Source organism: Microbulbifer sp. S227A, from assembly GCF_049800935.1.
On sequence record NZ_JBNAFZ010000001.1, the window covers coordinates 87,766 to 102,137 of the forward strand.

14 protein-coding genes are annotated in these 14,372 nt (G+C 64.5%); 8 read left to right on the forward strand and 6 right to left on the reverse strand.

Going from position 1 to position 14,372, the window contains the following annotated elements:
- Window positions 1-121: 121 nt before the first annotated feature.
- Window positions 122-2,284, forward strand: coding sequence for a selenide, water dikinase SelD (gene selD / locus ACP15R_RS00440; protein WP_424984391.1), 2,163 nt, complete (start codon window positions 122-124; stop codon window positions 2,282-2,284).
- Here the strand turns inward: selD and mnmH are convergent.
- Entirely contained in the window at window positions 2,260-3,330 is a 1,071-nt protein-coding gene (mnmH, locus tag ACP15R_RS00445) for a tRNA 2-selenouridine(34) synthase MnmH (RefSeq protein ID WP_424984392.1), read from the reverse strand. The two genes, selD and mnmH, sit on opposite strands and share 25 nt — an antisense overlap.
- Window positions 3,331-3,385: 55 nt before the next feature.
- Window positions 3,386-4,951, reverse strand: a complete 1,566-nt coding sequence (locus ACP15R_RS00450) for a bifunctional metallophosphatase/5'-nucleotidase (RefSeq protein ID WP_424984393.1) — start codon at window positions 4,949-4,951, stop codon at window positions 3,386-3,388.
- A gap of 138 nt (window positions 4,952-5,089) precedes the next feature.
- Here ACP15R_RS00450 and ACP15R_RS00455 point away from each other — a divergent pair, with 138 nt between their 5' ends.
- Genes ACP15R_RS00455 through arsC form a run of 3 tightly spaced genes read left to right on the forward strand, consistent with a single transcriptional unit; the run spans window position 5,090 to window position 6,824 of the window.
- Window positions 5,090-5,428, forward strand: a complete 339-nt coding sequence (locus tag ACP15R_RS00455; protein ID WP_424984394.1) for a DUF952 domain-containing protein — start codon at window positions 5,090-5,092, stop codon at window positions 5,426-5,428.
- Complete coding sequence (locus tag ACP15R_RS00460; RefSeq protein ID WP_424984395.1) at window positions 5,425-6,483, forward strand: quinone-dependent dihydroorotate dehydrogenase; 1,059 nt, start codon at window positions 5,425-5,427, stop codon at window positions 6,481-6,483. The genes ACP15R_RS00455 and ACP15R_RS00460 overlap by 4 nt, the downstream gene beginning before the upstream one ends.
- On the forward strand, window positions 6,480-6,824 hold the full coding sequence (gene arsC, locus ACP15R_RS00465) for an arsenate reductase (glutaredoxin) (RefSeq protein WP_424984396.1): 345 nt from the start codon (window positions 6,480-6,482) through the stop codon (window positions 6,822-6,824). Before ACP15R_RS00460 ends, arsC begins: the two co-directional genes overlap by 4 nt.
- A gap of 22 nt (window positions 6,825-6,846) precedes the next feature.
- Here the strand turns inward: arsC and ACP15R_RS00470 are convergent, their stop codons facing one another.
- From ACP15R_RS00470 to ACP15R_RS00480, 3 genes are read right to left on the reverse strand one after another with little or no spacing between them, the layout of a single operon-like run.
- Window positions 6,847-8,178, reverse strand: coding sequence for an MATE family efflux transporter (locus ACP15R_RS00470; protein WP_424984397.1), 1,332 nt, complete (start codon window positions 8,176-8,178; stop codon window positions 6,847-6,849).
- Window positions 8,168-8,689 (reverse strand): PaaI family thioesterase, encoded by a 522-nt coding sequence (locus tag ACP15R_RS00475; RefSeq protein ID WP_424984398.1) that lies wholly within the window; start codon window positions 8,687-8,689, stop codon window positions 8,168-8,170. Before ACP15R_RS00475 ends, ACP15R_RS00470 begins: the two co-directional genes overlap by 11 nt.
- On the reverse strand, window positions 8,689-9,108 hold the full coding sequence (locus ACP15R_RS00480; protein ID WP_424984399.1) for a PaaI family thioesterase: 420 nt from the start codon (window positions 9,106-9,108) through the stop codon (window positions 8,689-8,691). The genes ACP15R_RS00475 and ACP15R_RS00480 overlap by 1 nt, the downstream gene beginning before the upstream one ends.
- A gap of 120 nt (window positions 9,109-9,228) precedes the next feature.
- Between ACP15R_RS00480 and ACP15R_RS00485 the strand changes: the two genes are divergently transcribed.
- Window positions 9,229-9,597 (forward strand): MerR family transcriptional regulator, encoded by a 369-nt coding sequence (locus tag ACP15R_RS00485; RefSeq protein WP_424984400.1) that lies wholly within the window; start codon window positions 9,229-9,231, stop codon window positions 9,595-9,597.
- Window positions 9,598-9,792: 195 nt separating this feature from the next.
- Complete coding sequence (locus tag ACP15R_RS00490) at window positions 9,793-10,164, forward strand: hypothetical protein (RefSeq protein WP_424984401.1); 372 nt, start codon at window positions 9,793-9,795, stop codon at window positions 10,162-10,164.
- A gap of 76 nt (window positions 10,165-10,240) precedes the next feature.
- Here ACP15R_RS00490 and ACP15R_RS00495 read toward each other — a convergent pair whose 3' ends face one another.
- Complete coding sequence (locus ACP15R_RS00495; RefSeq protein ID WP_424984402.1) at window positions 10,241-11,554, reverse strand: PQQ-dependent sugar dehydrogenase; 1,314 nt, start codon at window positions 11,552-11,554, stop codon at window positions 10,241-10,243.
- 572 nt (window positions 11,555-12,126) lie between these two features.
- Between ACP15R_RS00495 and ACP15R_RS00500 the strand changes: the two genes are divergently transcribed.
- Together ACP15R_RS00500 and ACP15R_RS00505 are read left to right on the forward strand one after the other, a co-directional pair.
- On the forward strand, window positions 12,127-12,528 hold the full coding sequence (locus ACP15R_RS00500) for a MerR family transcriptional regulator (RefSeq protein WP_424984403.1): 402 nt from the start codon (window positions 12,127-12,129) through the stop codon (window positions 12,526-12,528).
- Between the two features lie 45 nt (window positions 12,529-12,573).
- Entirely contained in the window at window positions 12,574-14,355 is a 1,782-nt protein-coding gene (locus ACP15R_RS00505; RefSeq protein WP_424984404.1) for an acyl-CoA dehydrogenase C-terminal domain-containing protein, read from the forward strand.
- Window positions 14,356-14,372 lie beyond the last annotated feature (17 nt).

Here is a 14,372-nt window from a genome sequence, read left to right on the forward strand (position 1 = left end):
GCGCGCAAGCCCGATCACGCCAGTGTGACGACAGGCCCATGGCGGCCCGCGGGCCGTCATCACCCCCGCAGTTCACCGGACCGTGGCTTGCGCCGGGGTGCGGATGCGATAGAACCAGAGCATGAACCCTGCGCTGCCCCAGACCCATGATGTCGTCCTTGTCGGCGGCGGCCACACCCATGCGCTGGTGTTGCGGAAATGGGGCATGCGTCCGCTGCCCGGAGCGCGGATGACGCTGATCAATCCCGGCCCCACCGCGCCCTATTCTGGCATGCTGCCGGGGTTTGTCGCGGGGCATTACGGGCGCGACGACCTGGATATCGACCTGGTGCGGCTGGCGCGGTTTGCCGGGGCGCGGATCGTGATCGGTGCCGCCGAACATATCGATACCGCCGCCCGGCTGGTGCATGTGCCGGACCGCCCGCCAATCGCCTTTGACCTGTGTTCGGTGGATATCGGCATCACCTCCGACATGCCCGCCCTGCCCGGTTTCGCCGACCACGCGGTGCCCGCCAAGCCGCTTGGCACATTCGCAGAACGCTGGGACCGTTTCGCCAATGGCAGCGCCCCGGCACATGTTGTCGTCATCGGGGGCGGTGTGGCCGGGGCAGAGCTGGCGATGGCCATCGCCTACCGGCTGCGGGGGCAACCGCGTGATGCGACCGTCACATTGATCGAGCGGGACCGCATCTTGACCGCCATCGGGGCACGGGCCCGGCAACATATCATCCGCCAGATGCAGGCGCTTGGCATTGAGGTGCTCGAACAGGCCGAGATCGACAGGATCCACGCCGATGCGGTTGTCCTGCGCGACGGGCGCCGCCTGCGGTCCGGTTTCACCACCGGCGCCGCCGGGGCGCGGGCGCATGGCTGGCTGCGCCGGTCGGGGCTGCGGTTGCACGAGGGGTTCATCACGGTGAATGACCGGCTGCAGAGCAGCGATCCGGCAATTTTCGCCACCGGAGATTGCGCCCATATGACCGGCACGCCACGCCCCAAGGCCGGAGTCTTTGCAGTGCGGCAGGCCCCGGTTCTGTATGACAATATCTGTGCCGCGCTGAGCGGCGGCGATTTGCGGCGCTATCCCGCGCAAAAGGACTATCTCAAGCTGATTTCGCTCGGGCGGCAAAGCGCGCTGGCCGAACGGTTCGGCCAGAGTTGGACCGGGCCGGTGATGTGGCGCTGGAAGGATCACATCGACCGCGCCTTCATGAACCGGTTTCGCGATCTGCCCCGCATGGGGGCGCCGGACCTGCCGCCGGTGCATACCACGGGCATGCGCCAGGCCCTGGGCGACAAACCTCTCTGTGGCGGCTGCGGGGCCAAGGTCGGACGCAGCACGCTGCGCCACGCTCTTGCACCGCTGGCGGGCAACCGGCGCGCGGATGTGACCCCGTTGCCCGGCGATGACGCGGCGCTGCTGACCACCGGCGGCGTGCAACAGGTGATGACCTCGGACCATCTGCGCGCGCTGATCGACGATCCGGTGCTGATGACCCGCATCGCGGCCAACCACGCGCTTGGCGATATCTGGGCGATGGCCGCCACCCCGCAGGCCGCAACCGCCACCGTGATCCTGCCCCGCCTGTCCGACACGCTGCAGCAACGGATGCTGACCGAGATCATGGCCACCGCAACCGCGGCAATACGCGACGCGGGGGCCGAGATCGTCGGCGGGCACAGCTCGGTCGGCGCAGAGCTGACCATCGGCTTTACCCTGACCGGACTGTGCGACACCCCGCCGGTGACTCTGGCGGGGGGACAGCCGGGCGATGCGCTGATCCTGACCAAACCGCTGGGCAGCGGTGTTCTGATGGCGGCGGACATGGCCGGGGCGGCGCAGGGCGGCTGGGTGATGGCGGCGCTGAATCACATGATCCGGTCACAATCGCGGGCGTCCCGTATCTTGCAAGAGGCCCACGCGATGACCGATGTCACCGGCTTTGGGCTGGCCGGGCATCTGCATGGGATCTGCGAGGCCTCCGGCACCGGCGCAACCCTGGCACTCGATGCGATCCCGGTGATGGACGGGGCGCTTGCGATGGCCGGGGCGGGCATCCGCTCATCCTTGTACAACGACAACCGCGCGCTGGTTCCGCACCTGCCCGAGGGCGGCAAATCCGACCTGCTCCATGATCCGCAAACCGCGGGGGGGCTGCTCGCCGCGGTTGCAGCGGATCGGGCGGAGCACCTGATTGCCGCCTTGCGCAAGGCGGGCTATCCGGCGGCGCGGATCGGTGTCCTGACCAGGGATGCCGGCTATATCGGGCTTGCCCCCGGCTGAGCCTCGACAAGCACCGCTATCTCGGCCGCCGCATGATCCAGCCCGGCATCGTCCAGCGTTTCGACCTCCAGTTCCGCCAGCACCAGGGCCGAGCCCCTCCTGCGCGATTTGTCATAGGCCGGATCGTAATGCTGCTCCATCAGCGCCCGGGTCAGCCCGCGCTTGTCCCCGGCGCGGATCAGGTCGAACCAGCCATCAACCACCGCATTGCCGCGAAAGGCGCGCAACAGGCCAAGCAGTTCCATCATCCGCGCGCCATCCGACAGAATGTCATCATAGGCCCGCACCAGGTAGGCGCTGCGCGCCGCAAGCGGAACGCTCAGGGTCAGGCGCGGCGCGTGCCTGAGCGCGGCCCATAGGCTGGGCGGCAGAATGCGCTCGCCGATCTTGCTGGACTCCGCCTCGATCACCACCGGTCGCGAAGGATCAAGACCGTGCAACGCGCGGGCCAAGGCGGTTTCAAACGCCTTCTGACTCGGCTGCGGACGGGCCATACGTCCAAGCAACGAGCCGCGATGCGTCGCCAACCCTTCCAGGTCCAGCACCTGTACCCCCCGCCCCCGCAGCCGCTGCAGCAGCTCGGTCTTGGCGGTGCCGGTATAGCCGTCCAGCGCGATCAGCCGATGCGCCAGCGGCACATCATACAGCGCCGCGTTCACCAGCCGCCGGTAACCGCGATAGCCGCCGTCGATCACCTCGGCCCGCCAGCCGATCTCGCGCAGCATCCATGTGAACGATCCCGACCGCTGCCCGCCGCGCCAGCAATAGACCAGCGGCCGCCAGCCCCCGTCATACCCGCGCAGCGCGGTTTCCACGTGATGTGCCGCGTTGCGAAACACCAGCGCCGCACCCAGCTTGCGCGCCAGGAACGGGCTCTGCTGCTTGTAGATGGTGCCGACCTCGGCGCGCTCCGCGTCGTTCAGAACCGGCAAATTGATCGCCCCCGGCAGGTGATCCTCGGCAAACTCCGCCGGGCTGCGCACGTCGATCACCGTGTCAAAGCCATGTGCGAACAGGTCGGTCAGATTATCGAATGCAAGCGCCATGCCTTCCCCTAACCCGCGCGGAGGGGCCGCGAAAGGCATGGCGCAAGACCCGGCATCACTTGGCGACGATACGGCCATCCACATAGGGCTGATAGGGGCCGTTCTCGGCAAGGTATTCGGCCGTCACATCCGCAAGGTCGGGGCCGAAATCATAGGCCTGTTTGTCATCGCCCGCGAACATCGCGTACCCGTCGCCGCCATTGCGCACATAGTTGTTGGTCACAACGCCATAGACCTTGTCCGGATCGATGGGCGCCCCGCCGACCATTACGTCAGACACCCGCTCGCCGGCGGGTTTGGAGGCGTCAAAGGCATAGGTCATGCCAGCGACCTGCGCAAAGCGCCCGGCCCCGTCGGCGATCTGGCTGGCACCGTTCTCCAGCGCCGCGACAATCGTGGCGCCCGGCACCTGGAAGGTGGACAGCGTGTTCTGGAACGGCAGCACCGTCAGAACCTCGCCCATCGTCACCTCGCCCGCGTCAATCGAAGCGCGGATGCCGCCACCGTTCTGGATCGCGATCTCGACCCCCTGATCGGCAACACGGGCCAGCATGGCATCGGCGATCAGGTTGCCCATCGGGCATTCCTGCGCGCGGCACACCGACCGTCCGCCCTCGATCGCCTCGGAGGCTTCGGCGACGACGCGGGTTTTCATCTCGTTGATCGGCCCGGCCAGTTCGGCAACCCGCGCCACGATGGCCGGGTCTTCCCCGACCGAAGCGTCCAGCAGGATCGTATCCCCGGTTGCCGCCGTCACGTTGCCCTCGTCATCAAAGGTCAGAACCAGGTGCCCGACATATTTGGAATAGGCATAGGCCTGCACCACCGGCACGTCACCCACCATCGTCGGATAGGCCATGGCTCCGTCCCGGGTATTGGAAAATTCCGTGTGCGAATGCCCGCCCACAACCGCGTCCAGGCCCGGCACCGCGCCGGCGATTTCCATGTCCTTGTTCACACCCACATGGGTCAGCGCGATGATCTTGTTGACGCCATCGGCCTGCAACATCGCCACATCGGCGGTCAGGCTGTCGATTTCATCCTGAAAGATGACCGCGTCGCCGGGGCTTGATGTTTCCACCGTATCGGTTGCCAGCGCCGACACGATGCCGATTTTCTCGCCCCCCACGTCCAGAACCACGTGATTCTGCACCTTGCCGTTCAGCAGGTTGGATCGCGACACGTCCAGATTCCCCGAGATCACCGGGAATGACACCCCGTCGACCAGCTTTGCCAAGCCCTCGGGGCCGTCGTCGAATTCGTGATTGCCCACCGCCATGGCATCGAATCCGATGGTTTCCATCATCTCGATTTCCACGTCACCCTTGTAGGTCGTGTACATCAGCGAGCCCTGGTATTGATCCCCCGCATCCAGCACCACGACGTTTTCATCCGCCAGTTCCGCCCGCAATTCCGCGATTTTCGTCGCCACCCGCGCATATCCGCCAAAACACTCACCCGCCGCGTTGTCCTCGGCGCTACAGGTCGAATCGTATTTGCTGACCGGTTCGATCCGGCTGTGCAGATCGTTGATGTGAATCACGTGCAGCTTGTAGTCCGCGAACGCGGCTCCCGTTGTCAGGGCCAGCGTGGCGGCAGAGGTCAGAAGCGTTTTCATCATGGTCGGACTCCCCGTCATTTTGTAATTTGCCTAGACCCTGCGCCGCTTTGGCGAAGTTGTCAAAGCCGATTGGCCGCGCTGACGCGGCGACAGGCCAAGAGGCTTGACCCCCGATGGCCGGCAGGGCAAACCGCGCGAATGTTGATCTATAAGATATTCCGGTCCGACGAATGGGCCGCGCTGCAAACCGATGGACAAACCCTGGGCGCGCCGGTCGATCTTGCCGATGGGTTCGTGCATTTCTCGACCGCCGAACAGGCGGCCGAGACGGCGGCCAGGCATTTCGCCGGTGCCGAGGGGCTGGTCTTGCTGGCGCTGGACGCCGATGACCTTGGCGATGCGCTGAAATGGGAGGTGTCGCGCGGCGGCGCGCTGTTCCCGCATCTGTACCGCGAGCTGCGCCTGTCGGATGTGCTCTGGAACGCCCCCCTGCCGCTGGTCGATGGGGTGCATCGCTTTCCGGAGGGCATGGTGTGAGCCTCGTCGAGAAATTCGGCCTTGCCGCGCTGTACCGGTTTGATCCGGAAACCGCGCATGGGCTGGCGATGCGGGCGTTGCAGGCCGGGCTGGCATCGGCACCGGGGCCGGTCACGTCCGCGCGGTTGCGCACCCGGGTTGCGGGGCTTGACCTGCCCAACCCTGTCGGGTTGGCCGCAGGCTTTGACAAGAACGCCGAGGCATTGTCCCCGCTGACGCAGGCCGGTTTCGGGTTCATAGAAGTCGGTGCCGCCACGCCGCGCGCCCAGCCCGGCAACCCGCGCCCGCGCCTGTTTCGCCTGACCGAGGATCGCGCCGCGATCAACCGGTTCGGTTTCAACAACCAGGGGATGGAGGCGATCGGCGCGCGGCTGGTCAAACGGCCCCGCGACGCGGTGATCGGCCTGAACCTCGGGGCCAACAAGGACAGCACCGACCGGCCCGCCGATTTCGCCAGCGTGCTGCGCCATTGCGGCGCGCATCTGGATTTCGCCACGGTCAATGTCTCGTCCCCCAACACGGAAAAACTGCGCGACCTGCAAGGCAAGGCGGCGCTGGCGGCTTTGCTGGCCGGGGTGATGGAGGCGCGTGCCGGGCTTGAACGCCCGCTGCCGGTCTTCCTCAAGATCGCGCCTGACCTGGATGAGACGGAACTGGCGGACGTGGCCGAGGTTGCCCGCGAGGCCGGCCTCGACGCCATCATCGCGACCAACACCACCCTGTCGCGCGACGGGTTGCAAAGCCCCCATCGGGACGAGGCCGGGGGGCTGTCCGGTGCGCCGCTCTTTGACCGCTCGACCCGGGTTCTGGCGCGGTTGAGTATGCTGTTGAATGGCGACATACCCCTGATCGGGGTCGGCGGGGTCGGCTCGGCCGAGCAGGCCTATGCCAAGATCTGCGCCGGGGCATCGGCGGTACAGCTTTATACCGCGCTGGTTTTCGGCGGCCTTTCGCTGGTTGGCGAGATCGTCACCGGGCTCGACCGGCTGCTGGAACGGGACGGGTTTGACAATGTCGCCGACGCGGTCGGCAGCAAACGAGAGGATTGGCTATGATCGAGATTTGGCACAACCCGCGCTGCTCCAAGTCGCGGCAGGCGCTGGCCTTGCTGAGTGCGAGCGGTGCCGCGTTTCAGGAACGCCGCTATCTGGACGATGCCCCCACCCTGCAACAGGTCAGGCACGCCCATGCAGCGCTTGGCCGCCCGCCGGTGGCCGAGATGATGCGCATCGGCGAAAAGCTGTTTCGCGAACTTGGTCTGAGCAAGACCGATGACGACGAGGTGCTGCTGCAAGCCATGGCGGACCATCCGATCCTGATCGAACGCCCGCTGGCGATTTCCGGGCGGCGCGCGGTGATTGGCCGCCCGCCCGAACGTGTGCTGGAGCTGGTCTGAGTACAGACCGGCCCCAAAGCGTTCAGAGCGCGCCCGCCGCCGTGGCGCGTTCCAGCGCCGGATAGCGCGCGCCCAGCGTCACCGCCCGCGCCACGAAGGAAAACAGAAACGCGATCCACAGCCCCTGGTTGCCATAAGCCGGCACCAGCAGCAGAACCGTCACCACGAAAGCGGCAGTCGACAGGATCGACATGTTGCGCATATCCGCGGTGCGGGTCGCGCCGATAAAGACACCGTCAAGCATCCAGCTGGCGACCCCCAGAACCGGCACCAGCAGCATGTAGTTCAGATAGGCGCGCGCCTCGATGCGGACCTCTGCGGACTTGGCCATCAGATCGACGATCGCCCCGCCCCAGAACAGGAAACCCAGCGTCAGCAGCACGGTTCCCAGCAACGCCCAGAGCGTCGATACCGCGATGCTGCGGCGCAGGCGTTCGACGCTGGCACGCCCCACTGCCTGTCCGACCAGCGCCTCGGCGGCAAAGGCAAACCCGTCCAGCGCATAGGCAGTGATCTCGATGAACTGCAACAGGATCTGGTTGGCGGCAAGCGTCACGTCGCCGAAATCCGAGCCGAGGAACAGGAAGGACACGAAGATGCCCATCAACATCAGCGAGCGGATCAGGATGTCGGCATTGACCTCGAGCATCCGCCGCAGGCGTTGCCGGTCAAACACCCGCGCCCAATCGCGCCATGCGGGTGTCGCAAAGGTCGCCCGGCACAGCCAGAGCGCCAGCGCCAGCCCGCTCCATTCGGCGAGGAAGGTCGCAAAGGCCACGCCGTTCACGCCCCAGCCAAGGCCAAGCACGAACCACAGGTCCAGCGCGATGTTCAGCCCGTTCATCCACAGTTGCAACACCAGCACCGCGCGGGTGCGTTCCTGGGCGATCAACCAGCCGGTGATGCCGAACATCGCGATCGCCGCCGGGGCCGACCAGACCCGGATCGTCATGTAGCCGCGCGCCAGCCCCTCGACCTGTTCCGAGGCCGGTGACAGCTGGAACGCCGCCCAGAACAGCGGCACCTGCAAGGACAGGATCGCCAGCCCCCCGATCGCGCCGATCAGGATCACGCGGGTCAGGATGGCGGTGACTTCGTCCATCCGCCCCGCCCCCAGGGCCTGCCCGGCCAGACCGGTGGTGCCCATGCGCAGAAAGCCGAAGAACCAGTAGAGCGACGAGAGGATGATCGCGCCGATTCCGACCGCGCCGATGGGGGCGGCCTCGCCCAGCTGCCCGACCACGCCGGTATCCACCGCGCCAAGGATCGGCACGGTGGCGTTGGAAATCACGATGGGGACGGCGATCCCGAGAACACGCCGATGGGTGATCCCGGTGCCGGTCTCAGCCGCCATTCGCAACGTCCCGGGGCGGCATCAGAAAGCGCCCCGACGCCTGCGCGAACAGCTTGTCGCGATTGTCCTGCCACGCTTCAACCAGGACCGAGGCATAGCGCCGCCCCGAACGGGTCACCGTGGCGCGGGCATAGGCATCGCGCGGCAGGCCGGAACGCAGGTATTCGATGGTAAAGCCGATGGTCCTGGGCAGCCGTGGCAGGTCGCCCGCCGCCATCTGTTCAAGGTCGATGGCACCGGATTCGATCTCGGGCCAGAGATAGGACCAACTCAGCGTGATGATCGAGGTGGTCTCAAGAAACGCCGCGGTCACCCCGCCGTGGATCGCCGGCAGAAACGGGTTGCCGATCAGCTTTTCATCGAAATTCAGCAGCCCGGTCAATTCATCGCCGCGCCGCTCGAACTCGATGCCGAGAAACTGGATATAGGGCACTTCTTGCACCAGCGCGTTGAGCGCGGCGTCGCGGCGTTGCTTGACCACCTGCATCGGTTCGGGACGGGGACGCGCCATCAGCTTTTCTCCACGGTGAACGAGCCTGCCGCCGTGGCGACCGGATGCTCTGCATCGTCATCAACCGCCGTGGCCCGCACAAAGGCGACGTTGCGGGTGATATGATAGCAATGGGCGGTAGTGACGATCTTTTGCCCAGGCGTCGCGCCCCGCATGTAGTCGATGCGCAGATCGATGGTGGCCGTGCTGTCCGGCGCGGCGGGATGGCTCATCACTGCCGCCCCGCAGCAGGTATCCATGATCGCCGACACCGCGCCGCCATGCACCACGCCGGTCTTGGGATCCCCGACCAGCTTGGCGTCATAGGGCATCTCGATGCGGGCCATGCCATCGCCAATCTCGGTGAGCACCATGCCAAGCGCCCGGCAATGGGGAATGGCCTCGATGAATTGCCGTGCGAGTGTGGCCTTGTCTGCCATGCGGTGCCGTCCTTGTTGTTGCGGCCTTGTTATGACCGCTCCCGGACCAAAAGGGCAAGCCCGGCTGTTGCGCTCGGGCGGACATCATTTTACGCTTTGCCCGGAACGGAGTAGAGACAGATGACCGAAATGCGATTGTCGTTCAAGGAAATGTGCGCTGAGTTCGACGTCACGCCACGGACGCTTCGCTATTACGAGTATATCGAACTGCTGCAACCCGACCGCGAAGGCCGCGCCAGGTTCTATGGCCCCCGCGAATCCGCGCGTATGAAGCTGATCCTGCGGGGGCGGAAATACGGCTTTTCACTGGAAGAGATTCGCCAGTGGCTGTTGATCTACGAAAAGGAAGGCACCGAGGCGCAGATGCAGGCGTTTGTCGAGATGGCCGACCGGCAGATGGGCGAGCTTGAAAACCAGCGCGCGCAGCTTGACGAGGCCATGCAGGAGTTAAAAGACCTGCGCGACGAGACCGCCCGCGCGGTGTCGTGACCCCGGTGTTCCGTTGCCGCTGGCGACGGGAACAGGGTGATCCGGCTGCGTTTCGCCGGTGATCCGAAACGCGCGAAACCGCCTGGGGCGTTGAAACATCGCCGTTCAGGCGGGGGTCACATGACACGCGGCGGGCGGCAACCCGGCCAGGATGCCGACCCAGTTTGCGGGGAAGATTGCGGGGGAGATATTGAAATGAAGGCACCGATCCTGACCGGACTGGGCATGGTTCTGTTGCTGGGCGCGGCGACGGGGCCCGTCGCGCAGCAGAACGAGCCATCGGGCGCGCCCAGCTCGATCGCCTGCGCTCAGGAACGAGGAGAGCCGATCGGGCAATGCAGCTATGATGTCGAACGGGATGAGGCGGGCAATTCCACGGTGACGGCGATCTTTGCGAATGGGTTCAAGCGCAAGCTCTTTTTCAGGGACGGCAAGTTCCTGAAGGCAAGCGTCACCATGTCCGGGGTTGGCACCGATACCGATTGGACCCTTGCGGACGGTATCCACGTGATCCTTGTTGACGGCCAGCGCTATGACGTGCCCGATATCTTGATTACGGGCAATTGAACCCGGCGCATGTCGTCCGGTCAATGCAATGCAATACCCGCGCCACCGACGTGGCGCGGGCGTCTCTTGTCACAGGTTACTGCATGCTTTCCGCGGTGACCTTGAGGATTTGGCCCTCATCCGTGGCAACGTAAAGTGCATTGTCCGGCCCCATGACCAGCCCGCGGAACCTGGCCGAGAACCCGAGAGGCATCCGGGTGATGCCGTTGATCCCCAAGCCGTCGGGTGTGATGCTGATCAGGTCGATCCGCGACCCTTCCGGCGTGTCGCCAAACGCGATCCCCATGATCCCGACCGCCAGGCGGCCCTCGTAGATGCCCCAGTTCCCGCCCTTCAGGAAGGCGGCGGACCCGGTGCCCTGGGAAAATCCGTTATTGTTCCAGGTTGCCGGCATCAGGTCTTCAAAGCGGGTGTCGCTCATCGGTGTATAGGCGGCACGTATCGCGGGGTCCACGGCGTCGAGCTGATTCGGCTCGTATCCGCAATACTGGTCCGGACACTCGCCCCGGCCACCCGTGTTCTGCGCCGGATCCCAGCCGGCATTGCCACCATTCACCAGTGCCGTGATTTCGTCATTGTGCCACGGACCATGCTCGGCCGTGAACGCCTTGCCGTCGCTCGGGCGGAAATCGATACCCTGAACGTTTCGGTGCCCGTAGGTGTAGATACGCTTGTCGAAACCTTCGGGCGGGTCGTTGTCCGGGTGGGCATTTCCATTCCCGTCGATCCGCAGGACCTTGCCGCAAAGCAGCGTTCCATCCTGTGGACAGACCCCTCTGTGACGGTCACCGCCAGAGACCCAGAGATAGCCGCCCGGCCCAACGCGCAGGCGTCCGCCGTTATGGGCCCCCGGCCCGCCAAACGGCTGATCGGAGTCAAAGGGCTTGTACTGAATATCGTTAACAATATCCGTTCTGTCCGACACGCTTTTCAGGTCGTCGCTGACCTTGAACCGCATGACGATGTTGCCGTCGCAGCGTTCGAAATTGGTCTTGCAGCCATCGCCGTGATATTTCGTGGAGGACGAATAGACGTAAAGCGTGCGGTTCTCGTCGAAATGCCGGTCCGGCACCACGCCAAGCATGCCCGCCTGCCCTTCGCAGAACAGGTCACTGCCGGCATCCGCATAACCCTCGGACTCGGTCATGCCATAGAGCGCGTTCACCGTCCCGTCCGGGGTTCTGACCGACAGGCCATCGCATTTTTCCGTGAAGAACATCGTGCCGTCGGGCAGGAATGCCATGTCCCATGGTGCCTCCCGCTCGTCCAGGACAACCGTCGACGTAATCTTGGGGACGTCCATCGCCCCGTCATGCGTGTCTGACCATGCGGCGGGTGCCACAGTCATCACGCTCAGTGCCGTGACAGCTGAAAATAGCTGTTTGTTCATAGTATCCTCCCATTCATCGTCACTTTTTGACGCCATGAATTTTCGATGCTCGGGCAAATACAACCTTAGCGTCAAGAAAAAATTCGTTCACAAGGCAAAAGAATAGCCGCATGGCATTTGACCGGGATCGCCAACGGCAACGCGCACCGTGCCTGCCCGGAACACCCGCTTGTCACGAAGGTCCGGGAGCAGAATTGACCGGCCTTTCAGCTGCGTGGCATGGGCAAAACCACGATCCGCGCGCCCCATGGCCGCGTCTTGATGCGCCTCTGCAAACCCCCTGCGTCCCGCTCCCGTTGCAAATTGCATTCTGGCTTTGGCGGGCAATTGGCATATTTTCGAAGTTCCGCCATTCGCGTCAGGCGCAACATCGGGCAAAGCGGATCGGCGCGGGCATTCTCGGTTTCAGGGCATCACGCCAACCGCGCCTGACCAGCGTCAAGAATTGCTTTATCCCACGTCAAATTCCCCGTGACGTAGCGTTCCGCTTACGTCAACGTCACTCTCATGTTGTAACCGCGGCCAGAGCCACACATCTCACGGTCGCCACGCCAAGTATGAGAGTTTACCCCATGACCGATGAACTGATGACAATCCGCGAAATGTGCGACGCGTTCGATGTCACGCCCCGGACCCTGCGCTTTTACGAATCCAAGGAATTGCTGTTCCCCCGGCGGGACGGCCAGAAACGCCTGTTCACCCGCCGAGACCGCGGGCGGCTCAAGCTGATCCTGCGCGGCAAGCGGTTTGGCTTCAGCCTCGAGGAAATCCGCCAGCTTCTCGATCTCTACCAGATGGGCGACCAGCAGCACACGCAATTGCTGCGCGCCTATGAAATCGCCCGCGAGCGGCTCGCCGAAATGGAAGCCAAGCGCGATGAGCTGACCCAGGCCATCGGCGAGTTGCAGACCCAGATCGACTGGGCCGGCAAGATCATCGAAACCAACGAAACCACACGCAAGGCCGCCGAATAGAGCGCACCGGCCCCGCGCGACACTATCCCGACGAGGAGGATCCCAATGCCCACCTATGTAGCCCCGACCAAGGACATGCAATTCATCCTGCATGACGTGCTGAACATCACCAAGGCGGGCATTCCCGGCTATGACGAACTGGAACCCGATTTCACCAGCGCGATCCTCGAAGAGGCGGGCAAGATCAGCTCGGAGGTTCTGCAACCGCTGAACGTGGTGGGCGATACCCAGGGCTGCACCTTTGAGAACGGTGTGGTGCGCACCCCTGCCGGGTTCAAGGACGCGTTCGAACAGATGAAGGAAGGCGGCTGGCCGGGGCTGGACATGCCCGAGCAATATGGCGGGCAGAACATGCCCTATGTCATCGGCACCGCCGTGGGCGAAATGTTCTCGGCCTCCAACCAGGCCTTTACCATGTACCAGGGCCTGACCCACGGCGCGGCCAGCGCCATCCTGGCCCATGGCTCCGAGGCGCAGAAGGATACTTACCTGCCTAACATGGTCGCCTGTGAATGGACCGGCACCATGAACCTGACCGAACCCCATTGCGGCACCGATCTGGGCCTGATGCGCACCAAGGCGGATCCGCAGGAGGATGGCAGCTACAAGATCACCGGCCAGAAGATCTTCATCTCGGCGGGCGAACATGACATGGCCGACAATATCATTCACCTCGTCCTCGCCAAGATCGCCGGCGGCCCCGAAGGGATCAAGGGCGTGTCGCTGTTCATCGTGCCCAAGTTCCTCGTCAACCAGGATGGCAGCCTTGGCGCGCGCAACGGCGTGGCCTGTGGCAAGATCGAGGAAAAGATGGGCATCCACGGCAACTCGACCTGCGTGATGAATTATGACGGTGCTACCGGCTACCTGCTGGGCGAAGAGCACAAGGGTATGCGCGCCATGTTCACCATGATGAACGAAGCCCGGCTGGGCGTCGGGATGCAGGGGCTCGCACAGGCCGACGCGGCCTATCAGAACGCCGTCGAATACGCCAAGGACCGCCTGCAGGGGCGCGACGTGACCGGCGTCAAGAACCCCGACGGCCCTGCCGATCCGTTGATCGTGCACCCGGATATCCGCCGCAACCTGATGGACCAGAAGAGCTTTGCCGAAGGCGCGCGGGCCTTCATTCTCTGGGGGGCCACGATGATCGACCGGGCCCACCGGGCGAATGACAAGGACGCCGACGGGCTGATCTCGCTGCTGACCCCGGTCATCAAGGGGTTCCTGACCGACGAAGGCTATGACATGACCGTCCAGGCCCAGCAGGTCTATGGCGGCCATGGCTATATCGAGGAATGGGGCATGTCGCAATTCACCCGCGACGCCCGGATCGCGATGATCTACGAAGGGGCCAACGGTGTTCAGGCGCTCGATCTCGTGGGGCGCAAGCTGGCGCAGGATGGCGGCAAGCACGTGATGGCGTTTTTCGAGATGGTGAAGGGATACATCAAGGAACATGCCGGCCAGAGCGATGATCTGGACCGCGATTTCCTGAACCCGCTCAAGGCAGCGTCCAAGGACCTGCAGGCCGCAGGCATGTATTTCATGCAGAACGGCATGAAGAACCCGAACAACGCGCTGGCCGGATCCTCCGACTTCATGCACATGTTCGGCCATGTCTGCCTTGGCCTGATGTGGGCGCAGATGGGCAAGGCCGCGCTCGATGCGCTGTCCGGCGGGGCCTCGGACGCAGCATTTTATGAAACCAAGCTCGCCACCGGGCGCTACTACATGGCGCGCCGCCTGCCCGCCACCGCGATGCACCTGACCCGCATCCAGAGCGGGGCGGACACGGTGATGGCGCTCGACGCCGCAAACTTCTGATCGAACGCGCGCGGCGT

What these genes read in the sequence shown, in the direction of transcription:
- ACP15R_RS00480 (WP_424984399.1), bottom strand. Translation starts at nt 9,108, where the DNA reads ATGGCAGACAAGGCCACACTCGCACGGCAATTCATCGAGGCCATTCCC.
- ACP15R_RS00500 (WP_424984403.1), top strand. Translation starts at nt 12,127, where the DNA reads ATGACCGATGAACTGATGACAATCCGCGAAATGTGCGACGCGTTCGAT.
- selD (WP_424984391.1), top strand. Translation starts at nt 122, where the DNA reads ATGAACCCTGCGCTGCCCCAGACCCATGATGTCGTCCTTGTCGGCGGC.
- ACP15R_RS00450 (WP_424984393.1), bottom strand. Translation starts at nt 4,951, where the DNA reads ATGATGAAAACGCTTCTGACCTCTGCCGCCACGCTGGCCCTGACAACG.
- ACP15R_RS00490 (WP_424984401.1), top strand. Translation starts at nt 9,793, where the DNA reads ATGAAGGCACCGATCCTGACCGGACTGGGCATGGTTCTGTTGCTGGGC.
- ACP15R_RS00505 (WP_424984404.1), top strand. Translation starts at nt 12,574, where the DNA reads ATGCCCACCTATGTAGCCCCGACCAAGGACATGCAATTCATCCTGCAT.
- ACP15R_RS00455 (WP_424984394.1), top strand. Translation starts at nt 5,090, where the DNA reads ATGTTGATCTATAAGATATTCCGGTCCGACGAATGGGCCGCGCTGCAA.
- ACP15R_RS00495 (WP_424984402.1), bottom strand. Translation starts at nt 11,554, where the DNA reads ATGAACAAACAGCTATTTTCAGCTGTCACGGCACTGAGCGTGATGACT.
- ACP15R_RS00470 (WP_424984397.1), bottom strand. Translation starts at nt 8,178, where the DNA reads ATGGCGGCTGAGACCGGCACCGGGATCACCCATCGGCGTGTTCTCGGG.
- ACP15R_RS00475 (WP_424984398.1), bottom strand. Translation starts at nt 8,689, where the DNA reads ATGGCGCGTCCCCGTCCCGAACCGATGCAGGTGGTCAAGCAACGCCGC.
- ACP15R_RS00485 (WP_424984400.1), top strand. Translation starts at nt 9,229, where the DNA reads ATGACCGAAATGCGATTGTCGTTCAAGGAAATGTGCGCTGAGTTCGAC.
- mnmH (WP_424984392.1), bottom strand. Translation starts at nt 3,330, where the DNA reads ATGGCGCTTGCATTCGATAATCTGACCGACCTGTTCGCACATGGCTTT.
- arsC (WP_424984396.1), top strand. Translation starts at nt 6,480, where the DNA reads ATGATCGAGATTTGGCACAACCCGCGCTGCTCCAAGTCGCGGCAGGCG.